The organism is Streptomyces peucetius (genome assembly GCF_025854275.1).
GTDB classification, from domain to species: Bacteria; Actinomycetota; Actinomycetes; order Streptomycetales; family Streptomycetaceae; genus Streptomyces; species Streptomyces peucetius_A.
In genome coordinates this window covers 914,112-934,080 of record NZ_CP107567.1, presented here as the reverse complement: position 1 = coordinate 934,080, position 19,969 = coordinate 914,112, and the positions used below count along the sequence as shown (strand labels likewise).

Annotated in this window: 18 protein-coding genes and 1 pseudogene; 5 read left to right on the top strand and 14 right to left on the bottom strand. The window is 73.3% G+C overall.

Annotated features, from left to right (window positions below; all coding sequences use genetic code 11):
* Positions 1-103 precede the first annotated feature (103 nt).
* Positions 104-766 carry a dienelactone hydrolase family protein gene (locus OGH68_RS04365; protein WP_264241981.1) on the bottom strand — a complete coding sequence of 221 codons (663 nt, stop codon included), beginning with the start codon at positions 764-766 and terminating at the stop codon, positions 104-106.
* A gap of 409 nt (positions 767-1,175) precedes the next feature.
* Here OGH68_RS04365 and OGH68_RS04360 point away from each other — a divergent pair, with 409 nt between their 5' ends.
* On the top strand, positions 1,176-2,684 hold the full coding sequence (locus tag OGH68_RS04360) for an FUSC family protein (protein WP_264241980.1): 1,509 nt from the start codon (positions 1,176-1,178) through the stop codon (positions 2,682-2,684).
* 97 nt (positions 2,685-2,781) lie between these two features.
* Positions 2,782-3,831, top strand: a complete 1,050-nt coding sequence (locus OGH68_RS04355; RefSeq protein ID WP_264241979.1) for a lactonase family protein — start codon at positions 2,782-2,784, stop codon at positions 3,829-3,831.
* A 412-nt stretch (positions 3,832-4,243) separates the two neighbouring features.
* Here OGH68_RS04355 and OGH68_RS04350 read toward each other — a convergent pair whose 3' ends face one another.
* From OGH68_RS04350 to OGH68_RS04330, 5 genes and pseudogenes are all read right to left on the bottom strand, one after another.
* Positions 4,244-5,164 (bottom strand): sirohydrochlorin chelatase, encoded by a 921-nt coding sequence (locus OGH68_RS04350; protein WP_264241978.1) that lies wholly within the window; start codon positions 5,162-5,164, stop codon positions 4,244-4,246.
* Positions 5,165-5,236: 72 nt separating this feature from the next.
* A pseudogene (locus OGH68_RS04345) lies at positions 5,237-6,317 on the bottom strand (N-acetylglucosamine kinase).
* Positions 6,302-6,979, bottom strand: coding sequence for a uracil-DNA glycosylase (locus tag OGH68_RS04340; protein ID WP_264241977.1), 678 nt, complete (start codon positions 6,977-6,979; stop codon positions 6,302-6,304). Before OGH68_RS04340 ends, OGH68_RS04345 begins: the two are co-directional and overlap by 16 nt.
* A 395-nt stretch (positions 6,980-7,374) precedes the next feature.
* Entirely contained in the window at positions 7,375-8,460 is a 1,086-nt protein-coding gene (locus tag OGH68_RS04335) for a WD40/YVTN/BNR-like repeat-containing protein (RefSeq protein WP_264241976.1), read from the bottom strand.
* Between the two features lie 160 nt (positions 8,461-8,620).
* On the bottom strand, positions 8,621-9,700 hold the full coding sequence (locus tag OGH68_RS04330) for an NADH:flavin oxidoreductase/NADH oxidase (RefSeq protein ID WP_264241975.1): 1,080 nt from the start codon (positions 9,698-9,700) through the stop codon (positions 8,621-8,623).
* A 195-nt stretch (positions 9,701-9,895) separates the two neighbouring features.
* Here OGH68_RS04330 and OGH68_RS04325 point away from each other — a divergent pair, with 195 nt between their 5' ends.
* The gene (locus OGH68_RS04325; RefSeq protein WP_264241974.1) at positions 9,896-10,246 is read left to right on the top strand and encodes an ArsR/SmtB family transcription factor; all 351 of its coding nucleotides are present in this window, start codon (positions 9,896-9,898) and stop codon (positions 10,244-10,246) included.
* 122 nt (positions 10,247-10,368) lie between these two features.
* Here the strand turns inward: OGH68_RS04325 and OGH68_RS04320 are convergent, their stop codons facing one another.
* Complete coding sequence (locus OGH68_RS04320) at positions 10,369-11,763, bottom strand: FAD-dependent oxidoreductase (RefSeq protein ID WP_264241973.1); 1,395 nt, start codon at positions 11,761-11,763, stop codon at positions 10,369-10,371.
* A 111-nt stretch (positions 11,764-11,874) separates the two neighbouring features.
* The gene (locus OGH68_RS04315) at positions 11,875-12,540 is read right to left on the bottom strand and encodes a DUF305 domain-containing protein (protein WP_264241972.1); all 666 of its coding nucleotides are present in this window, start codon (positions 12,538-12,540) and stop codon (positions 11,875-11,877) included.
* Positions 12,541-12,719: 179 nt separating this feature from the next.
* Between OGH68_RS04315 and OGH68_RS04310 the strand changes: the two genes are divergently transcribed.
* The gene (locus OGH68_RS04310) at positions 12,720-14,240 is read left to right on the top strand and encodes an LVIVD repeat-containing protein (protein ID WP_264241971.1); all 1,521 of its coding nucleotides are present in this window, start codon (positions 12,720-12,722) and stop codon (positions 14,238-14,240) included.
* On the opposite strand, the gene OGH68_RS04305 is transcribed toward OGH68_RS04310, so the two are convergent.
* From OGH68_RS04305 to OGH68_RS04285, 5 genes are all read right to left on the bottom strand, one after another.
* Positions 14,219-14,869, bottom strand: a complete 651-nt coding sequence (locus tag OGH68_RS04305) for a TetR/AcrR family transcriptional regulator (RefSeq protein WP_264241970.1) — start codon at positions 14,867-14,869, stop codon at positions 14,219-14,221. The genes OGH68_RS04310 and OGH68_RS04305 overlap by 22 nt on opposite strands.
* Before the next feature lie 151 nt (positions 14,870-15,020).
* Entirely contained in the window at positions 15,021-15,731 is a 711-nt protein-coding gene (locus tag OGH68_RS04300; RefSeq protein ID WP_264241969.1) for an HAD family hydrolase, read from the bottom strand.
* Between the two features lie 19 nt (positions 15,732-15,750).
* Entirely contained in the window at positions 15,751-16,485 is a 735-nt protein-coding gene (locus tag OGH68_RS04295) for a phosphatase PAP2 family protein (RefSeq protein WP_264241968.1), read from the bottom strand.
* 32 nt (positions 16,486-16,517) lie between these two features.
* Positions 16,518-17,453, bottom strand: a complete 936-nt coding sequence (locus tag OGH68_RS04290; RefSeq protein ID WP_264241967.1) for a M56 family metallopeptidase — start codon at positions 17,451-17,453, stop codon at positions 16,518-16,520.
* Between the two features lie 126 nt (positions 17,454-17,579).
* On the bottom strand, positions 17,580-18,140 hold the full coding sequence (locus OGH68_RS04285; protein ID WP_264241966.1) for a DUF5134 domain-containing protein: 561 nt from the start codon (positions 18,138-18,140) through the stop codon (positions 17,580-17,582).
* Positions 18,141-18,330: 190 nt separating this feature from the next.
* On the opposite strand from OGH68_RS04285, the gene OGH68_RS04280 reads away from it, so the two are divergent.
* Entirely contained in the window at positions 18,331-18,888 is a 558-nt protein-coding gene (locus OGH68_RS04280; RefSeq protein ID WP_264241965.1) for a GNAT family N-acetyltransferase, read from the top strand.
* A 13-nt stretch (positions 18,889-18,901) separates the two neighbouring features.
* Here OGH68_RS04280 and OGH68_RS04275 read toward each other — a convergent pair whose 3' ends face one another.
* Positions 18,902-19,585 (bottom strand): glycerophosphodiester phosphodiesterase, encoded by a 684-nt coding sequence (locus OGH68_RS04275; RefSeq protein ID WP_264241964.1) that lies wholly within the window; start codon positions 19,583-19,585, stop codon positions 18,902-18,904.
* Positions 19,586-19,969: the final 384 nt, after the last annotated feature.

Below are 19,969 nucleotides of genomic sequence, written 5' to 3'. Positions count from 1 at the left end.
GGCGCGTCGGCGAGGGGTCGCATTGCCGCACATCAGGGCCGGGTGACCGGTCCGTCATGTCTCTTTTCTAGCACCTGATGCGCTTTCCGGTCCGGTCGCCGGTTCACCCTCGGTCGCGCCCCGGCATGCCGAGGAACCAGTCGCGTGCCGCGCCCGCCGCCGCCTCCAGGGTCCCCGGTTCCTCGAACAGGTGAGTGGCTCCCGGTATCACGAGCACCCGGTGCTCCACGGTCAGCTCGGCCGCCGCCTGCTCGTTCAGCCCCAGCACCTGCCGGTCGTCACCGCCGACGATCAGCAGGACCGGGGCGCGTACGGCGGCGAGCGCGCTGCCCGCCAGATCCGGCCGGCCGCCCCGGGACACCACCGCACGTACCCGGTCCGTCCGTTCGGCGGCCGCCACCAGGGCGGCTGCGGCGCCCGTACTCGCGCCGAACAGTCCCAGAGGAAGGTCCGCGGTGTCCGCCCGTTCGCCGAGCCGGTCGACCGCCGCCGTCACCCGCCCGCCGAGCAGCGGGATGTCGAAGCGCAGCTCGGCGGTGACCCGGTCCACGCGTTCCTCGTCCTCGCCGAGGAGGTCCATGAGGAGTGTGGCGAGCCCCGCGCGCTGGAGCACCTCGGCCACCTCCCGGTTGCGCGGGCTGTGCCGGGAGCTGCCGCTGCCGTGGGCGAAGCACACGATGCCGCGGGCGGCGTCGGGCAGGACCAGGTCTCCGGTCAGGGTGACGCCGTCGGCGTCGATCGAGACCGTTTGCGTTGCCGTTGCCATGGGGCCGCACCTCCCGTGCTCGGTCCGGGCGGCGTCCGTCCGGACCGCCGTCTTCCGGAAGTCGCCGGGTACCCACGACGGCGGGGCGCACCACCCTTCGGGGCGGGCGGCACGGCGTGCCCGCAGGGTGGTCGCCCCCGGTCGGGCGGTGTGGGCGGTCGTGCGGGCGGGGCGTGGGCGGCGCGGGTGGGCGTGCGGGTGTCGGGGCCGTGGGGTGGCCGGTGGGCGCGACGGGTGGGCCAATGGCCGGTTCCGCGGCCGGGGGCGGAGTGGCTGGGCGAGCCAATGGCCCAGCCGATTGCTCGCGAGTTGAGCCAACGGGCAGGGAGATGGTGTCATAGTGGGGTCGATGGCGCTGCGGAATCCGCGGCGCCTTTTTCATGCCGGAACGAAACGGGGGCGGTAAGCAGTGCTGAAGAGGATGTTCGTCGCAGCGGACCCCGGACGGCTGCGCCTGCGCAGCGCCGTCCGGGCCGTGCTCGGCATCGGCCTGGCGGTCGCCGTGTGCGCCCTCGCCGGTCTCGCCCTGCCCTCGGTGGTCACCGGCGGGCTCGCGGCGCTCCTCGCCCTCTTCACCGTCACCGACCGGACCGTCCGCGGCCAAGCGGCCACCACCGCCCTGCTGCCGGCCGTCGGCTTCCCCGTGCTCGCCCTCGCGGCGGGGCTGCACGACCACCCCGTACCGCGCGACCTGGCGTTCCTCGCGGTCGCGGGGGCCGGGGTGTACGCCCGGCGGTGGGGCCCGCGCGGCCACGCGCTCGGCACCTTCGCGTTCATGACCTTCTTCGTGGCGCAGTTCCTGCACACGGGCCTCCGGCAGCTGCCCGAGGTGTACGCGGCCGTGATCCTGGCCGTCCTGGCCTCCTCCACGGTCCGCTTCGGTGTCTGGTGCTACGAGCGGCGGCTGCCGCCGCCGGCCGTCCCCGTGCTGCCGGGCGGCTCGGGACTGGCCCGCGTCACCACGCGGCAGGCCGTCCAGGTCGTGGCCGCCGGCGCGTTCGCGCTCGTCGCCGGCCAGGTCTTCTCCGGCGAACGCTGGTACTGGGCCGTCGGCGCCGCCTGGTGGGTCTTCGTCAACACCACCTCGCGCGGCGAGACACTGGTCCGCGGCTTCCGCCGGGTCCTCGGCACGCTGATCGGGATCGGCGTCGGAGCCCTGGTCGCCGTCCCGCTGGACGGCGCGGCCGCGCCCACGGCGGCCGTCGTCGCCGTGTGCGTCTTCGGCATCTTCTACACGGCCGCCGTCTCGTACAGCTGGATGATGTTGGCGGTGACGGTCCTCGTCAGCCTGCTGTACGGCCTGCTCGGCTTCCTCGAGCCCGCCCTGCTGGTGCTCCGGCTGGCGGAGACGGCCGTCGGCGCGCTGGGGGCGACGCTGGCCGTGCTGTTCGTCCTGCCCGTCACCACGCACGCCACCACCCACGCCTGGATCGGGCAAGCCGTGCGCTGCGTGCACCGCTGCACCTCCGAGGCCGCCGCGCGCCTGGCCGGGTCGGCGGACGCCGACCCGGCCCCGTACGTCACCGAACTCGAAGGGCTCCTGGGACGGGTCCGGCTGTCGCTCGCGCCGTTGATGCACCCGCTCTCGCCGCTGCGCGCCCGCAAGGCGCGGGCCCGTCACGTCGTCGCACTCCTCGACGACTGCGCCCGTGAGGTGCGGGGTCTGGCCGCCGTCGCGGCGGACCCCCAGGCGTCCCACGACGCCCGCCTCGCGGCGGCCTGCGGACGGGTGGAGGCGGCGGTCCACGCCCTCGTGGCGCCGCCGTCGGCAACGGTGGCCGTGGAGATCGTGCCGGTGCCACAGCACCACCCGGGGGCCGAGGCGGCACTGCGGCATCTGCACGACCTGGAGCGGGCGCTCGCCGAGCTCGCCACCCCCGTGCGTACCTCCCCTCGTGCCCCTCTTGTGCCGGCCTGAGCCCCCGATTGGTCTGAACCAACTGCTAACGTCTCGCCGAAAGGCGTGATCGCGATCCCGGACGGACGCTCCGGAGATCCGGCGAGGGGGCGGCACAGTGGCGGACAGGAGCGCGGGACGGGCCTTCGTCGGTTCGTTCACGTCGGCGGGCGGGCGGGGGATCGTCGCCGCGGACGTCGACCCGGAGACCGGAGCCCTGGCGGAGACGGGAGCGAGCGACGCCGTCGCCGACCCGTCCTACCTCGCCGCCGTGACCACCTCCGCCGGGACCGTGCTCCACGCCGTCTCCGAGACGGCGGACGGCGCGGTCGCGGCCTTCGAAGCCACCGGCGCGGCACCGCGCCCCATCGGCCGGCGCGTGCCGGTGGGCGGCGGACACCCCACCCACCTCGCGGTCTCGCAGGGCCACCTGCTGACCGCCAACTTCAGTTCCGGCAGCGTCAGCGTCCTGCCCGTCGGCACCGACGGCACGCCGGGGCCGCTCGCGGGCGTCATGCGGCACGAGGGCGCGGGCCCGGTCCTCGAACGGCAGGACGGGCCGCACGTCCACCAGGTGATCCCGGACCCGACCGGCCGCTGGATCCTGAGCGTCGACCTCGGCACCGACTCCGTACGGATCTGCGCCCTCGACACCGCGGCGGGTGCGCTCCTGCCGCACCGAGAGACGGTTCTGCCGCCCGGCACCGGGCCGCGCCATCTCGCCTTCCGCCCTGACGGGCGGCACGTGTACGTGCTGGCCGAGCTGGAGCCCGTCGTCGTCGTGTGCCGGTGGGACGCCTCGGCGGGCCTGCTCGAACCGGTCGGCGAGACGGCCGTCGTCCCGGACGGCACGACCGGTCCCGCGTACCCGTCCACACCGGTCGTGGCGCACGACGGCCGCCATCTGTGGGCGGCGGTGCGCGGCCACGACAGCATCGCCGTGCTCTCGCTCGACGCGACGGGGGAGCGGGCGGCGCTCGTCACCACGGTCCCGTGCGGCGGCCACTGGCCGCGGGACCTGGCCCTCGACCCGACCGGACGCCGGCTGTACGCGGCGAACGAGCGCTCGGGCGACGTGACGTGGTTCTCGATCGACGCCGCCACCGGCGTCCCGCAGCCCGCCGGTACGCTCGCCGTCCCGGCGGCGTCCTGCGTGATCTTCGCCTGACGGCCGGGGGCGCCGGGGCGCCGGTAGCGCCGGGGGCCGGGGTGCGGTAGTGCCGGGGGTGAGGCTCGCCGGGCGTGGCCTGTCCGTCCAAGGCCCCGGGCACGGAGCCCCGTGCCTCGACGGCGGCTGATCCGCCGCATCCGCCGCACCCGCGGCAGCCCGGCCCGTCCGCCGCCGGAAGGGCCGGGCGAAGCGGCGCCTGCGGGGCCGGGGCTCTCCAGGCTCGGTAAAAGGGAGCGGCGGGAAGTCGGGCGCGTGACGGGGTGGGGGCACGCCCCCGGGCCGTTGCCCACGCCCCGCGGCCGGCCCGGGCCTACCCCGTTGAACACCGGAAGGGCCCGTGCCGGGGCGGTCCACAGCCCCGGCACGGGCCCTTCCGGTGCACGCTCCTCGCGTCGGCCGCGCGGCCGCGTCAGCGCTGCTCGGCCCCCTGCCCCTGCGGCGCGATGCCCAGCGCCGTCGTGTACTGCGACAGCACCAGCTTGCCGATCGCCGGGTACGCGCCGAGCGCCTCCGCGGCGGCGCAGCCGGCCTCCTTCGCGGCGGCGTCCAGCAGGCCCTCGGGAAGTTCAGGTCCCACCAGGTACGGGGCGAGCGCCAGCTGCACGGAGCCGGAGCCCCGCAGCTGTTCGGCGATCGCGGCGACCGAACCCTCCTCGTCGAGCGCGGCCGCCATCACGGGCACGGCCAGGCGTGCGGCCAGCAGCATGCCGGTGATGCCCGCGGCCTGCACGGCCTCCTCGCCGCCGACGGTGGCCAGGATGATGCCGTCGGCAGCCGTGGCGACGGTGAACAGCCGGGCGCGGTCGGCGCGTGCGAGGCCCGCCTCGGAGAGGCGGACGTGCACGGCTTCCGCGAGCAGCGGGTGCGGGCCGAGGACGTCCGTCAGCTCGGCGGCGGCCCGGCTGTCCATGACGGCCTGGCGGATGCGGCGCATCAGTGCGTTGTCGGGGCCGGCCAGCAGCGGTACCACGACCGCCGCGGGGCCCTCGGGCTCCGCCACCTCACGGCCGGCGGCCTTGGCGAGCTCGTACCGCTCGGTGCGCCGGGTGGCGGTGTGCGCGAGGACGGTCTGGAGCGTGGGGTACTCCGCGTCGTCACCGTCGAGGTAACCGATGCCGACCTCCAGGCCGGGCAGCTCGGACCGGGCGATGCTTATGACCTCTTCGGCCAGGCTGCGCGTGGTGGGCGCGGGAGAGCCGGGCACGGCGAGCACGAGAGCGGGTGCGCCCTCGGGAGCCGCCACAGGTTCCGGACGGCGGTGGCGTCCGGACTGGCGGGGTCGCGGCATTCGTACAGGCAGGCCGGGTGCAGGCCCAGTGGAGGAGCTCATGGCGCCGCATGCTACTGGTTTTGCCGGCGAGGCTGTTCGGGGAGGGGGCGGTGGAGTGCCGTCTGCCCCCTTTTATCCGGTTGGATCTTGACGGTCCTGTTGAGTGTCCCGTCGAGGGCCGCCCTGCCGCGTACCGCCGGGCACGTACAGCAGGGTCGGGTGGGCCGGCAGGCGCGGTCCGCCGGCCGCCAGCGCGGCCGCGAGGCGCACCGCCCCGAAGAGCGGATCGCCGTCCGCCGGCGTTGGACGGGCGTGGGGCAACTGCCCGGCCAGTTCGGCGCGCAGTGGTCCGAGGAGCGGTTCGCCGAGTTTCAGCAGTCCACCGGTCAGGGCCACCTCGCAGCCGTCCGGCACCTCGTCCGGCGGCGGGCACACGGCTGCGGCCGCCTCGGCGATATGGCTCGCGGCCCGCTCGAGGATGCCGGCGGCCACCGGGTCGTGGGGGGGGGCCGCGGGGGGCTTCCGGGGCGAAGGACGCGAGCACCGCCGACCGGTCGGAGCGGGGATAGAGGATGCCCGGCAGCTCCGGGGCGGCGCTGAGCACCGACTCCATACGGTCCAGCAGCACGGGGGAGCCGCCTCGCCGGCCGTCGTGTGCGCGCAGCGCGGCCTCCAGCCCTGCCCGCCCGATCCAGGCGCCGCTTCCGCAGTCGCCCAGCAGGTGCCCCCATCCGTCGGCGCGGCGCCAGACGGTCAGATCGGTGCCCAGGGCGATCATTCCGGTGCCGGCGGCGACGACCGCCCCCGGCCTGTTGCCCAGCGCCCCCGCGTAAGCCGTGACCGCGTCGGCGGCCAGTCCCAGCCGCCGTACGCCGAGCGCGCTCTCCAGCGCGGCCGGGAGCTCGGCCCGTAGCGGGCCGCCCAGTGTGCCCATACCCGCCGCGCCGACGACCACGGCGGACAGCGGGCCGGCTCCCGCCCGTTCCAGCAGGTCCCGCGCCATGGGCACCAGCTGCTCCAGCAGGTGCCCGGGGTCGATCCCTGCGCTGCCCGTGCGCACCGGCTCGCGGGAAGCGGCGGTCGCGGCGTACTCCGGCACTCCCCGGCCGGCGCCTGTGCCGGGGCCCGTCGGGTCCCCGGCGTCGGCCAGCGCCGCCCGCAGTCCGGAGCCGCCCGAGTCGACGCCGAGGACCCAGCTCACGGCAGCCGCCAGTCGACGGGCTGCGCGCCCTGCTGCAGCAGCAGCTCGTTCACTTGGCTGAAGGGCCGCGAGCCGAAGAAGCCACGGTCCGCGGACATGGGGGAGGGGTGCGACGACTCGATGGCGGGAAGGTTGCCGAGCAGCGGACGCAGATTGCGGGCGTCGCGCCCCCACAGCACGGACACCAGCGGCTTGCCGCGTGCCGCGAGTGCCCGGATCGCCTGCTCGGTGACCTCCTCCCAGCCCTTGCCGCGGTGTGCCCCGGGCTTGCGGGGGGCGGTGGTGAGCGCCCTGTTCAGCAGCAGCACCCCCTGGCCGGTCCACGGCGTGAGGTCTCCGTTGGAGGGCCGGGGGTGTCCGAGGTCGGTGTGCATCTCGCGGAAGATGTTGTCCAGGCTCGGGGGCCAGGGCTGTACTTCGGGCGCCACCGAGAAGCTGAGGCCGACAGCATGGCCCGGGGTGGGATAGGGGTCCTGGCCGACAATCAGGACCCGTACCTCGTCGAACGGCTGCTGGAAGGCGCGCAGCACATGCTGCCCGGCCGGCAGGTAGGTGCGCCCGGCGGCGATCTCCGCACGCAGGAAGTCGCCCATGGCGGCGATGCGTTCGGCCACGGGGGCGAGCGCGTCGGCCCACCCCGCCTCGACGATTTCCTTCAACGGTCGTGCAGTCACGGGCGGTTGTCTCCAGGAGCTGGTCGTCTCGGCAGCAGGTGCCGGCCGTTGCCGGGTCACCTGTACGGCGGCAGCATCCTATGGGGCGGGTCCGTCAACGCGAACACGGACCGGCACCGGACGGCCACCGGACGAGACCGGGCAGCCCCCGCCGGCGCCGGGCCGCCACCGCGGCACCAGGCCGGCCGGCCACCCGGGTACGAGGCCGAGGCCGCCGACCACCGCTATCCGCGAAGGCCGGCCGACCACCACGGGAACGAGGCACGCCGGCCACGACGGACAGACACGTCAGCCACCTCAAGGCGCCCGGCGGCGACGCCCGCACGCACCCGGCGGCGACGCACCCGGCAGCCTCGCCCGGCGTCCGGCGATCCCCGCGACGGGGGTCGCCGGTGTCACCTAAGGACCGCCGCCCTCACGCACAGCACGTCAGGCAGGTGCGACGCGAGCAGCTGCCAGCTGTCCCCGTCGTCCGCGCTCGCGTACACCTCGCCGTTGCGGTTGCCGAAGTAGATCCCGGCCGGGTCCGCGTCGTCCGTGCACAGGGCGTCCCTGAGCACGGTGCCGAAGTGCTCGCCCTCGGGCAGCCCGGTCGACAGTTCCTCCCAGCTCTCGCCCGCGTCCGCGGTCCGGTAGACCCGGCAGCGGCGTCCGGCGGGGACACGGTCGGAGTCGGCGGTGATCGGGAAGACGTAGGCGGTGTTCGCACGGTGCGGATGGGCGGCCACGGCGAAGCCGAAGTCGGACGGCAGCCCGGTCCCGATGTCGGTCCACTTGGCCCCGCCGTCGTCGCTGCGGAACACGCCCCAGTGGTTCTGCAGATAGAGGCGGTCCGGATCGGCGGCGTCCTGCGCGATCTTGTGGACGCACTGGCCGAACTCCGGGTTCGGGTCGGGCAGGAAGACCGCCGACACCCCCTGGTTGGACGGGGCCCAGCTCGCGCCGCCGTCGCGGGAGCGGAACACGCCGGCGGTGGACACGGCGACCGTCACGGACCGCGGGTCACGGGGGTCGGTGACCACCGTGTGGACCGCCTCACCGCCGCCGCCGGGCACCCACTGCGAGCGTGTCGGGTGCTCCCACAACGGCCTGACCAGCTCGAAGCTCTCGCCGCCGTCCTCGGAGCGGAAGAGGGCCGCCGGCTCCGTGCCCGCGTAGACGACCTCGGGTTCCGCCTCGGTGGCAGGGTGGAGCTGCCAGACGCGCTCCAGCGACGCGCCCGTGTCCTTCGGGAACTTGACCGCCGGTTTCTCCGGCTCGACCCATGTCTCTCCCAGATCGTCGGAGTGGAACACGGACGGCCCCCAGTGGGCGCTGTCGCCGCCGACGAGGAGGCGCGGGACGGCGCGGCGCCGGTCGATGCCGATCGAGTAGACGGCCTGCGCGTTGAAGTGCGGGCCTGTGAACTCCCAGGTGCCGGCGCTCCTGCGGCCGACGAAGAGCCCCTTGCGTGTGCCCACCGTGAGCAGAACTTCGGTCATGATCCGTTACCTTCCAGACGCCTTTGTCCCGGTCGTGAGCCAGTCTGCACCCGGCCACTGACAGTGGCCGGCAGGACGCTCTGCGCGCAGCCCGGCCCGGCGACGGAAGTGCAGACCTCCCGCCGGGCCGGAACTCATCGGTGGCGCCGGAACACGGTGCTCAGACCGAGCGGTGGTACTGCGGCGGGACGTGCACCTCGCCGCCCAGCGCGCGTGCGGCGCGGCGGGCCCAGGAGGGGTCGCGCAGCAGCTCACGGCCGAGCAGTACGGCGTCGGCCTCACCGTTCGCGAGGATCTTCTCCGCCTGCGGCGCCTCGGTGATCATCCCGACCGCGGCCACCGGCAGTTCTGTCTCGGCCTTCACCCGCGCGGCGAACGGGACCTGGTAGCCGGGTCCGGACGGGATCCGCACACCGGACGCGTTGCCGCCGGTGGAGACGTCGAGGAGGTCCACCCCGTGCTCCGCGAGCAGCGGGGCCAGGCGGACGGTGTCGTCCGCCGTCCAGCCTCCCTCGTCCAGCCAGTCGGTGGCGGAGATACGGAAGAACAGCGGCAGTTCGTCGGGCCACACGGCGCGCACGGCGTCCACGACCTCCAGCGCGAAACGCACCCGGTTGCCGAAGGAGCCGCCGTACTCGTCGGTGCGGTGGTTGCTGTGGGGCGACAGGAACTCGCCGATCAGATAGCCGTGGGCGCCATGGATCTCCGCGACCTTGAATCCGGCGTCCAGCGCGCGGCGGGCCGCGTCCGCGAACTGCCCGGCGATCCCGACGATCTGTTCCCGTGTCAGCTCCTCGGGCACCGGGTGGATCTCGTCGAAGGGAATCGCGCTGGGCGCGAGCGGCTGCCAGCCGTGGTCCTCGGGGCCGACCGGTGCGCCGCCCTTCCAGGGCCGGTCGGTGGACGCCTTGCGGCCGGCGTGGGCGAGCTGGACACCGGGCACGGTGCCCTGGCTCTCGAGGAACGCGGTGATACGGCGGAGACCCTCGGCCTGGGTGTCGTTCCACAGCCCGAGGTCCCCGGGGGAGATACGGCCTTCGGGGCTCACCGCGGTCGCCTCGAGAAGGATCAGTCCGGTGCCGCCAGTGGCGCGCGCGGCGTAGTGGGCGAAGTGCCAGTCGCCCGCCACTCCTGCGTTCGGGCCGAAGGCTTCCGCGCTGTACTGGCACATCGGCGCCATCCAGACGCGATTGGGGACGGTCAGCGACCGCAGGTCGAAGGGCTGGAACAAGGCACTCACGACGGGCTCCATTCGGTGCGGGACCGGCTTCGGGATTCGGTGCGGACCGGCTCAGGAGTTCGTACGATACCCATCGTAGTACGGGACCTGTCAAACTACGAGAGACGTCAAACTACGTAGGGCGTCGAACTATGGAGATCACTGAACTACGAGGAGTCTCGTACCATGGGTCTCCCCGGACGAAGCGGAGCCGCCGTGACCACCGTGACCAGCCCCCGAGTGCTTGCCCATCCGGCGCGTGAGGAGATCCGGCTGGAAAACGTGCTCCACGCCCTGGCCGATCCGATGCGGCTGCGGGTCGTGCGCGAACTCGCGGCCGTCGACGCCGACCTGAGCTGTTCCGACGTCGAGCTGCCCGTCACGAAGTCGACGACCACCCACCACTTCCGGGTGCTGCGCGAGAACGGCGTGATCCGCCAGACCTACCAGGGCACGGCGAAGATGAACGGCCTGCGCCGGGACGACCTCGACGCGCTCTTCCCCGGTCTGCTCGACCGGGTGCTGGAGGCGGCGGACAGCCAGGAGCGCCGGCTCACCGACGGCTGACACCACAGCCGGGCGGAGGCCGCACGGGCGCGACGGTCTCCGCAGCGACGGGTCGGCCGGGCGGCACCGCTGCCCTGCCGCGGGCAGGCCGACGCGCGGGAGGTCCCGCCTGCGGCGAGCGGTCAGCGGGCACCCTCACCCGGTCCACCGGCGCCCTCCGGCCCGCCCGCTCCGGCGGCGCCCTGCGCCGCGCCCAGCAGTCCCGCCCAGTCCGGGATCTTCACGCGCGGCCTGCCCAGCGTGTGCCCCAGTGCCGCCTCGGCCTCCTCGATCGCGAGCCAGCCCCGCCATCTCACCGGCCGGTGTCCCGCGGCACGCAGCTCCGCCTCGGGATCCGCGGCCACCTGGCGCCGCCCGAGCACGGCCGCATCCTCCAGAAGCGCGTTCACCGTCTCCTTGGCGCACGGCCGGTTGGTGCCGATCACTCCGTTCGGCCCCCGCTTGATCCATCCCGCCACGTACTCACCGGGCGAGAAGGCGCCGTCCCGCAGCACGCGGCCCGCGCTGTTCGGCACCACCCCGCGCTCGGCGTCGAACGGCAGCCCCTCCATCGGCACGCCGCGGTAGCCCACCGCCCGCAGCACCAGCTGCGCCTCGATCTCCTCGTACACGCCGGTGCCCCGTACACCTCCGCTGCCGTCCGGCGCCGTCCGCTCGAAGCGGACCCCGCCGACCCGGCCGCCCTGCTCCAGCAGCTCCACCGGCCGCAGGAAGAAGCGCACATGCAGCCGGCGTGGCCGGCCCTGTGGTGGCCGGTCCGCCCATTCGCGTACGACCGTGAGGTTGCGCCGCACGAGAGCCGGAACGGCCGCCGGATCGGCGTACGCGGTCTCCAGCGCGAGGTCCGCCGGATCCACCAGCACGTCCGCCGAGGGCAGCGCGCCCAGCTCGCGCAGCTCCTTGGTGGTGAACTTGGCACCCGACGGGCCGCGCCTGCCGACGATGTGCACCTCGCGCACGCGGCTGGCCGCGAGCGCCTCCAGAGCGCCCTCCGGTACGTCCGTCCCGCGCAGTTCGTCCGCACCGCGCGCGAGGATGCGCGCCACGTCCACCGCCACATTGCCCACGCCGATGACGACCGCCGTGCGCGCGCCGAGCGCGAAGGCGTCCGGCGCGGCATCGGGGTGGGCGCTGTACCAGGAGACGAAATCGGTGGCCGAATGGCTGCCGGGCAGGTCCTCGCCCGGGATGCCGAGCCTGCGGTCCCTGGCGGCGCCGATGCAGTACACCACCGCGTGGTAGAGCTCGAGCAGCCTTCGCGGACCCAGGCCCCGCGCGCCCACCTCGACGTTCCCGAGGAAGTCGATCCGGTCGTCCTCGAGCACCGCTCGCAGGTTGTTCTGCAGCGACTTGATCTTCTCGTGGTCGGGGGCCACGCCGTAGCGCACGAGTCCGTACGGGCACGGGAGACGGTCCAGGATGTGCACCCGGACGTCCGGCACGGAGGACTGTCCCACCAGGGCTTGCGCGGCGTAGACCCCGCTGGGGCCCGATCCGACGACGGCGATGCGAAGCACGGGTGCGCTCCTTCCCGCAGGGGGAATTCCAGCATCGCACCACGGCGCCCCGCTGGGGAGCCTCGCGTCCGCGCGGCCTGCCCGGCGTGTCCCGCCGTGGCCGCGGTCCCGTCACATGTCGCGCATACGGCCGATCTCGGCGGTCTGCTGTGCGATCACGTCGTTGGCCATCTCCTCGACCTGGATGTTGTTCCCTTCCGAGAGCACGTCGGCGGCCATGGTGACCGCCCCCTGGTGGTGCGTGATCATGAGCTTCAGGAAGAGTTCGTCGAAGGGCCTGCCCTCGGCCTCGCGCAGTTGCTTCAGCTGTGCGTCGGTGGCCATCCCGGGCATCGTGCCGTGGTCGTGTCCGTGCTCGTCCGTCTTCTTGTCCCCGCCGTTGTTCTTCAGCCAGCCGCGCATCGCGTCGATTTCGGGCCCCTGTGCCGCGGCTATCCGCTCGGCGAGCCGTTTCACCTGTGCGGAGTCGGCACGGTCCGGGACGAGGGCGGTCATCACCAGCGCCTGCTCGTGGTGTTCGATCATCATCCGCGTATAGCCGAAGTCCGCCGAGTTGGGGCTGTCGTCGGGTGCGGCCTTCGCCGCCTCCTCGGCGGACAGCGTCCTGGCCGGCTCACCCGGTTTCCCCGGTGCGACCACGGAGGGCCCCGCAGCGCCGTCCGCCTTCGCGGGGCCCTCGGACCCCGACTCGCAGGCGCCGAGGGCCAGTACGGCCACGGCGGCCGCCGCGACCGCGGCCGAGCTGCGGACCCGCGCGGTCCGGGGGCGGTTCGACACGGGAACCTCCTGGGTGACGTGTAACTCCGCGACCACTGCACTCACTTACTGCGCACGAGCCGCTGGTCGGAAACCTTGATTTCGTCCGGGTCGCCATCTGTTGAGATGTGCATGCTAGGGAACATACTGCCGGAGTCCGTGAACCGTTCAACCAGGAACGGATACCAGGGGAGGACGCAGTGATCCTGTTGCACACCACCCGAGTGCGGCGCAGACGACTGGGTGTCGCAGCCGCCGCGGTCGGACTGCTGGCCACGATGCTGGCGGCGGGCCCGGCGGTCGCCACCCCCGATCCCGGTGACGCCCCCGCGCGGGAGAAGGCCTCCGCGGACCTGGCGGCCGAGACGAGGTCGGCGATCCGGAGCGGCGAGATACCCGCGGTGGACGAGGTGGTCCACAGCGACAACATCGAGCACGTGGCGAACGTCCCGAAGGACGCGCTGTCGAGCCTCAACTCCGATCTCGCGTTCCAGGGGCGGTACGCCTTCGCAGGCAACTACGACGGCTTCCGCATCTTCGACATCAGCAACCCCGAGCGGCCCAGGACCGTCGCCCAGGTCCTGTGCCCGGGATCGCAGAACGACATCAGCGTCTCCGGCGATCTGCTCTTCCTGTCCACCGACTCCTCACGGAGCGACAACTCCTGCAACAGCGCCACCCAGCCGGCGACGGAGAAGTCGTCCTGGGAGGGCATGAAGATCTTCGACATCAGCGACAAGCGCAACCCGAAGTACGTCGCCGCGGTCGAGACGGCCTGCGGCTCGCACACGCACACGCTGGTCCCGGAGCGCCGGAACGTCTACGTGTACGTCTCGTCGTACTCGCCGAACGCCGCGTTCCCCGACTGCCAGCCGCCGCACGACGGGATCTCCGTCATCAAGGTGCCCCGCAAGGCCCCCGAGAAGTCGGCGGTCGTGAGCTTCCCGGTGCTCTTCCCGGGCGAGGGCCCCGACGGCGGCGGCAACCCGGGCGGGCCCACCAACCCGGGTGTCTCCAAGACCACCGGCTGCCACGACATCACCGTGCTCCCCTCCGAGGACCTGGCGGCAGGCGCCTGCATGGGTGACGGCATCCTCTTCGACATCAAGGACCCGGAGCGGCCGAAGGTCATCGACCGCGTCCAGGACAACGTCAACTTCGCGTTCTGGCACTCGGCCACCTTCAACCAGAGGGCGAACAAGGTCGTCTTCACCGACGAGCTCGGCGGCGGCGGAGGCGCCACCTGCAACGCCGAGATCGGCCCGAACCGCGGCGCCGACGGCATCTACGACATCGTCGGCGAGGGGAAGCACCGCGAGCTGGTCTTCCGCAGCTACTTCAAGATCCCGCGTCACCAGGCGGACACCGAGAACTGCGTGGCCCACAACGGCTCGCTGATCCCGGTCAGGGGCCGCGACATCATGGTCCAGGCCTGGTACCAGGGCGGTGTCTCGGTCTGGGACTTCACCGATTCCGCCCGGCCGAAGGAGATCGCCTACTTCGAGCGCGGTCCGCTGAGCGACAGTTCCACCGCCATCGGTGGTTCCTGGTCCGCCTACTACTACAACGGCCACATCTACTCGAACGACATCGCCAAGGGCTTCGACGTCCTGAAGATCAACGACCGGCGCACCGACGCCGGCGAGCGGGTGCGGATGCACGAGCTCAACGTGCAGACGCAGCCGGACTACTTCGACCGTCACGGCCGCTTCGACGACTGATCGGGAATGCGCACAGGTGCTCCGCCGGGCGGGAGACCGCCCGGCGGGGCGCCGAGCTCCCAGTCCAGCCCGTACCGCTGGAACAGCTCGGCGCGCAGCCGTCCGCGCGCCATCGGCACACCGGGCAGGAGCGCGGCGAAGACCGCTCCCATCAGCAGTGCCCGCAGCAGCGGGTATTCGCCGTCGACGTCCCGCGAGCCGTAGCGCTCCAGCGTCTCCCGCAGCAGGGCGGCGAGCCGCTGCTGTTCCGGGCACTGCACGAAGCCGTCGGCCTGCAGGATCCCCGCCATGTGCGTACGCATCAGCCTCGGGTGGTCCGCCGCCAGACCGAGGATCGCGTCGATGGCACGGGCCATCAGCTCCCGGCCGTCGTCGGTGCGCGGCTCGCGCAGCAGCGCCGCCTCGAGCGTCCGGTGCATCAGCCGGTGCACGGCCGACTGCAGCAGCTGCCTCTTGCCCGGGAAGTAGTACGAGACCAGGCCACGGGCGGAGCCCGCCCGGTCGGCGATGTCACCGAGTGTCGTCGCCTCGTAGCCGCGCTCGTCGACCAGCTCCACCGTTGCCTGCAGAAGCCGCTCCCGAGAACGTCGACGAAGCTCTTCATTGACCGATGCGCTTCGCGGGGACATGCTTGACTCCTGCGTTGACTGGCTCTCAGCCAATATACTCAGCGTGTCCCGCCGTCCGGCCCTCGGGGCCGGGGTCGGCGGGTGGTGCTGCTCGGACCGGGCGACGCGGGGGATCGTCCGGTTCGGGCGGCTTTGTCTTGTTGTCATTCTGCTACTGCGCAGGCCCGCGGTCGACGAGCCCGAGCACCGGGAGAAGCCCCGCGGGCCGCGCGTGCGCCGGCAGATGGTCCACGAAGTGGACGGCGCAGCCCAGCTCCGCGGCACCGCCGTCGGCGCGGCGGTCGTCGCCCACCATCAGTACCTCACGCGGGTCGCTCCCCAGCCCTTCGCACGCCGACCGGAACAGCCGCGCGTCCGGTTTCTGCACACCGTGCTCGAACGACAGGGTGTACGTGTCGACCAGCTCGTCGAATCCGTGGGTACGGAACACCGGCCGCAGGTCCCAGCCGATGTTGCTGACCACGCCGATGCGGACGCCGCGCTCGCGCAGGCCGCGCAGCACCTCTTCCGCGTCCGGGTAGGGGCTCCAGGCCGCCGGAGTCATATGGCGGTCGTAGAGCGCGTCGTACAGGCCCTCGTCCGGCAGCGGCACCTCGCGGGCAAGGCCCGTGTACGCGGCGCGGTGCCGCTCCATGTCCAGGTCGCGCACCGACCACGGCTCGGCCAAGTGGTCCGGTATCCGCCGCGGCGCGGGGCCGCCGGGAAGCGCGCCGGCCGCGGCCAGTCCTTCCGCCCACTCGCCGAGTTCGGCCTCGGAGACGCACATCCCGCGCTCGCCCAGCACCACACGGAGCCATTCACGGGTGGGCTCGACACGGAAGAGCGTCCCGGAGAAGTCGAACAGAACCGTCCTGATCACCATGGCCCTGATCTTCGACCGGTCAGTCACCGCGGGGCAAGGCCGCGCGCCGGTGGGAGGCCACGGCGAGGGCGACGACACAGCCGCCGAGGAGCCAGCCGCCGACCACGTCGGAGGGCCAGTGCACGCCCAGATAGAGCCGGGTGAACCCGACGCCAGCGACGGAGACGCCCGCCAGCGCCACACACAGGACCCAGACCCGCCCGGTCACGCCACGCCGCCTGCACAGCCAGAGCAGCAGCCCGCAGGTGACGACGGCCGTCATCGCGTGGCCGGAGGGGAAGGCCGCGTAGTTCGCCGAGTCGACCGGGTCCGGCCATTGGGGCCGCTCGCGCCCCACGAGCGCCTTCACGGCCTGCTGAAGGCCCGTGCCGGCGGCGGCGGTCACCGCCACCCACACGGCGAGCAGACGCTCCCGGTGCAGCCACAGCCACCCGCAGACCGCCGCCGACAGCAGCCGCATCGTCCACGGGTCCCACACCCAGTCGGTCAGCACCCGGTTGACATGAGTGAACGTCGGTTCGGTGACCGCGGAGGCGTGCAGCGCGTCCACGACCGCCCGGTCGAAGGACAGCAGCGGGGGCCACGCGAGCACGACGGCCACCAGCAACAGCGCGGTGAGTCCGGCGAACACGGCGCAGGTACGGGCGGGTGCGGCGGCCGCCGCGCGCGACGGCTCGAGCGCGCGCGCAGGGCGGGGGCGGGTGTCCTTCGCGTGAGCGGAGCCGACGGGACCGGAGGAGCGGGGGGAAGACATGAACAGATCCTGTCCCGCCCGTGGCCGTACGGCTATCCCAGCGCGCGCAGTCCCGGAACGAATGCCACCAGCAGCGGTACCACCGGCACCAGGGCCGCCGCCGCCGTCAGGCGCAGCCGGCGCGCCGGAGTGAGCCGGGGGGCCGGTGTCAGCAGCCGGTTGACGCGCTGCGGCAGCTCCGCGCCGGGTGTCGGGCAGGGCCCGAACACGCCACGCTCCTCGTTCAGTTCCACCAGCGCCAGCGCGATGGTCAGCCGGCCGAAGCGCCGGGAGGCGACGTCGTCCGCCGCCAGCTCGACCAGCCGGTGCATCTCGTCGCGGAAGGCCGCGAACACCGGGATCCGCGGAAAGCCGCCTGCCAGCGCCGCGGAGCAGTGCAGCAGCCAGTCGTGCCTGGCCCGCGCGTGACCCTGCTCGTGGGCCAGCACCGCGTCCAGCTGCCGGCCCTTCAGGCGGCGCAACGCGGCGGTGGTGATGACCAGTTGCGGAGCCGCACCCGGGAGCCACCAGGCGTCGGGCCGCTCACCCTCCAGGACGACCAGGGGCTCGCTGCCGGGGATCTCGTCCGGCATCAGGGGGGCGCGCACGAGCAGTTCCGCACGCTGACGCCTGCGCAGGGCGTGCGCCCGGTGGATCTCCTTCGCCAGCATGGCCCCGGTCCACAGCCCGCAGCACGCCAGGATCACGGCGAGCGCCGCCGACCACTGTCCGTTCGGTCCCAGCGCGTACGCCTCCGCGACACCGTTCGGCGCCGTGGCGAAGACGTGAGAGTGCACGAACTGCCAGGCGGCGGCGGCGCTGAAGGTCATGGACAGGGCGAACGACAGCAGCACCGCGGCGACCACGCACTGCCACACCCAGAGGGCGACGACGGGCTCGCGCTCCGGCCAGTCGGCACGCGACACGAGGCGCGGGGCGACGACGGCGGCCAGTGCGCCGAGCAACAGCAGCGCGAGCGAGACCATCATGGACAGCAGCCTATGAGCGCGAGGCTACCTGCGGGTATGGCCATGCCTGCCAAGTGACGCACGCCACGGTGCGGTACGGGCCCGAACGCTGCCCGACCCGCACGGTTCCGGACTGTTCCGGACGGTTCAGAGCGTCAGCAGCATCGCCAGCATGGCGATCGCCATCGAGACTCTGCAGGCCGGCACCAACGAGGGCCCCGCCGTCCGGGGAACGGGGGACACCGGCACCGGAACCGTCCCGCCGCCCGAGGGCGCGAGCGACAGGAGCCGGGTGCCGGAGCGGAGCACGTACACGGTGAAGTACAGGAACAGCGCACCGGTGAGCAGCGGGACGCCCCCGCCGGCGTGCGTCCCGTGCCCGCCCCCGGAGGCCATCGCCGCCGCCATGTACACCATCGCGAGGCAGCCGACGAGGTGATGCGCATGGCGGCCACAGTCCCGCACCGGCCACGTGGCGCGCAGGGCGGCCGCGCCGAAGACCGCCGCGTACACCACCCAGTGCCACGGCGGCGGGGTGAACACGGCGGCGGGCACGGCCATCGCGGCCATGCCGAATCCCATCAGCGCCTCTCCGCCGGTCGCCGCTCTGGCCGTCCCCGAGCAACGGGGCATCCACACCAGGCAGTACGCCCCGGTCACGGCGCACAGCACCACCAGCAGCCAGCCGGACGTCGCGGGTCCGTGCACGGCGTACCTCCCCCTCGGGCGGCCTTCGGCGTCGGTCGAGGAGTCGATGCCCGCAGGCCGGACCCGTACGCGAGCGCACGGGAGTACTGAGGGAGCGCGGGGAGGCGCGGACCGCCCGGTGCGGGCGGAGTGGCCGTGGCCGGGCGCGTTAGTCTCGGGGCGACGGCCCCCGTGGAACGGAGAACTCCCGATGGACACCGCCCCGCCCCAGGACCGCGCCGAGACGACGCTGAGCTACCGCGACGCGGTGGAGGCCGACGTCGAGGTGCTCGTGGCGCTGATCGAGTCGGCGTACCGCGGCGATTCGAGCCGCGCGGGCTGGACCACGGAGGCGGACATCCTGGAGGGGCAGCGCACCGACCCGGAGGGGGTGCTCGAGGTCATCACCACCCCGGGCAGCCGGCTGATGACCGTGGAGCGGGACGGCGAGGTGGTCGCCTGCTGCCAGCTCGAGCACCGGGGCGAGGCCGCCTACTTCGGCATGTTCGCGGTGCGCCCCGGGCTCCAGGGGGCGGGCCTCGGCCGCCGGATCATCGCGGAGGCCGAGCGCAGCGTCCGCGAGACCTGGGGCGTGACGCAGATGCACATGACGGTGATCACCGCGCGGGAGGACCTGATCTCCTGGTACGAGCGCCGCGGCTACCGCCGTACGGGCAGGACGACTCCGTTCCCGTACGGCGACGAGCGCTTCGGCATCCCGCAGCGCGACGACCTCGCCTTCGAGGTGCTGGTGAAGGACCTCGTCTGACGACTTCCGGCCGTCAGGCGGTGAAGCGGCCGGTGCGGCGGATCTCGGGGTAGTCGGTGGTCGCGCCGTCTAGTTCGAGGGCGCGCACCAGCCGCAGATGGTCCTGCGTGTTCACCACCCAGCCGATCACCCGCAGCCCCTCCGCATGGGCGTGCTCGACGGTCTCCAGCGTCAGCCGGCGGATGTTCAGGGCCAGGCACCGGGCGCCCACGGCCTTCCCCCGGTCCACGATGTCGGCCCCCCACCGGCTGGCGATCAGCACCGTGCGCACGCCCGGCACCAGCGCGGAGATCTCGGCGATCGCGTCGTCGTGGAAGGACGACACCTCGACGCGCGGCACCAGGTCCCGCCTGCGCATCACGTCGGCCAGTGCGCGCGCCGCGGCCACGTCCTTGATCTCCGCCTGGAGCGGGGACCGCACGGCGTCCAGCACCTCCTCGAACACCGGCACCCGCTCGCCGCCGCCCGCGTCGAGCTGGCGCAGCTCGGCGAGGGTCATCTCGGCGATCGGGCCTTTGCCGTCGGTCGTACGGTCCACGTCGGCGTCGTGCATGACGGCCAGGGCGCCGTCCTTGCTCAGATGCAGATCGAGTTCGATGGCGTCCATGCCGGACTGCTCGGCCCGGACGAAGGAACGCAGGGTGTTCTCCGGCTCGACGCCCATGACCCCGCGATGACCGATGGTGAGGAAAGTCAAGATTCTCTCGCTTCCGTCGACGGCGGCTCCCACGGGCGCAGCCTCGGCACCCGGCGGTAACGACGCAGCCTAACGGCCGCTCGGGAAGAGGGAACCGCTCGCGCGCGGGGTGTCCTGAAGCCGCACACCGACGTGGTCCCGACCCGCGCGCCGTGCGGCCGGCGACCGCGTCACCCGCGGGTGGGCGTGTCCGTCCGGCGGTTTGACGGGGTGCACCGCGCGGGCGGCGAGGACACCGATGCGACCGCCACAGGCGCCCTGCGCCGCAAAAACTGCGGCGATCAGGGGGGTGTCGCAGGAGGATTTATCAAGCTGTCACTTGTGGCGGAGAACCGACCATGGATACGGTGGCAGAACGCGAGGTTCTCCCGTGGAGGAAGTGAC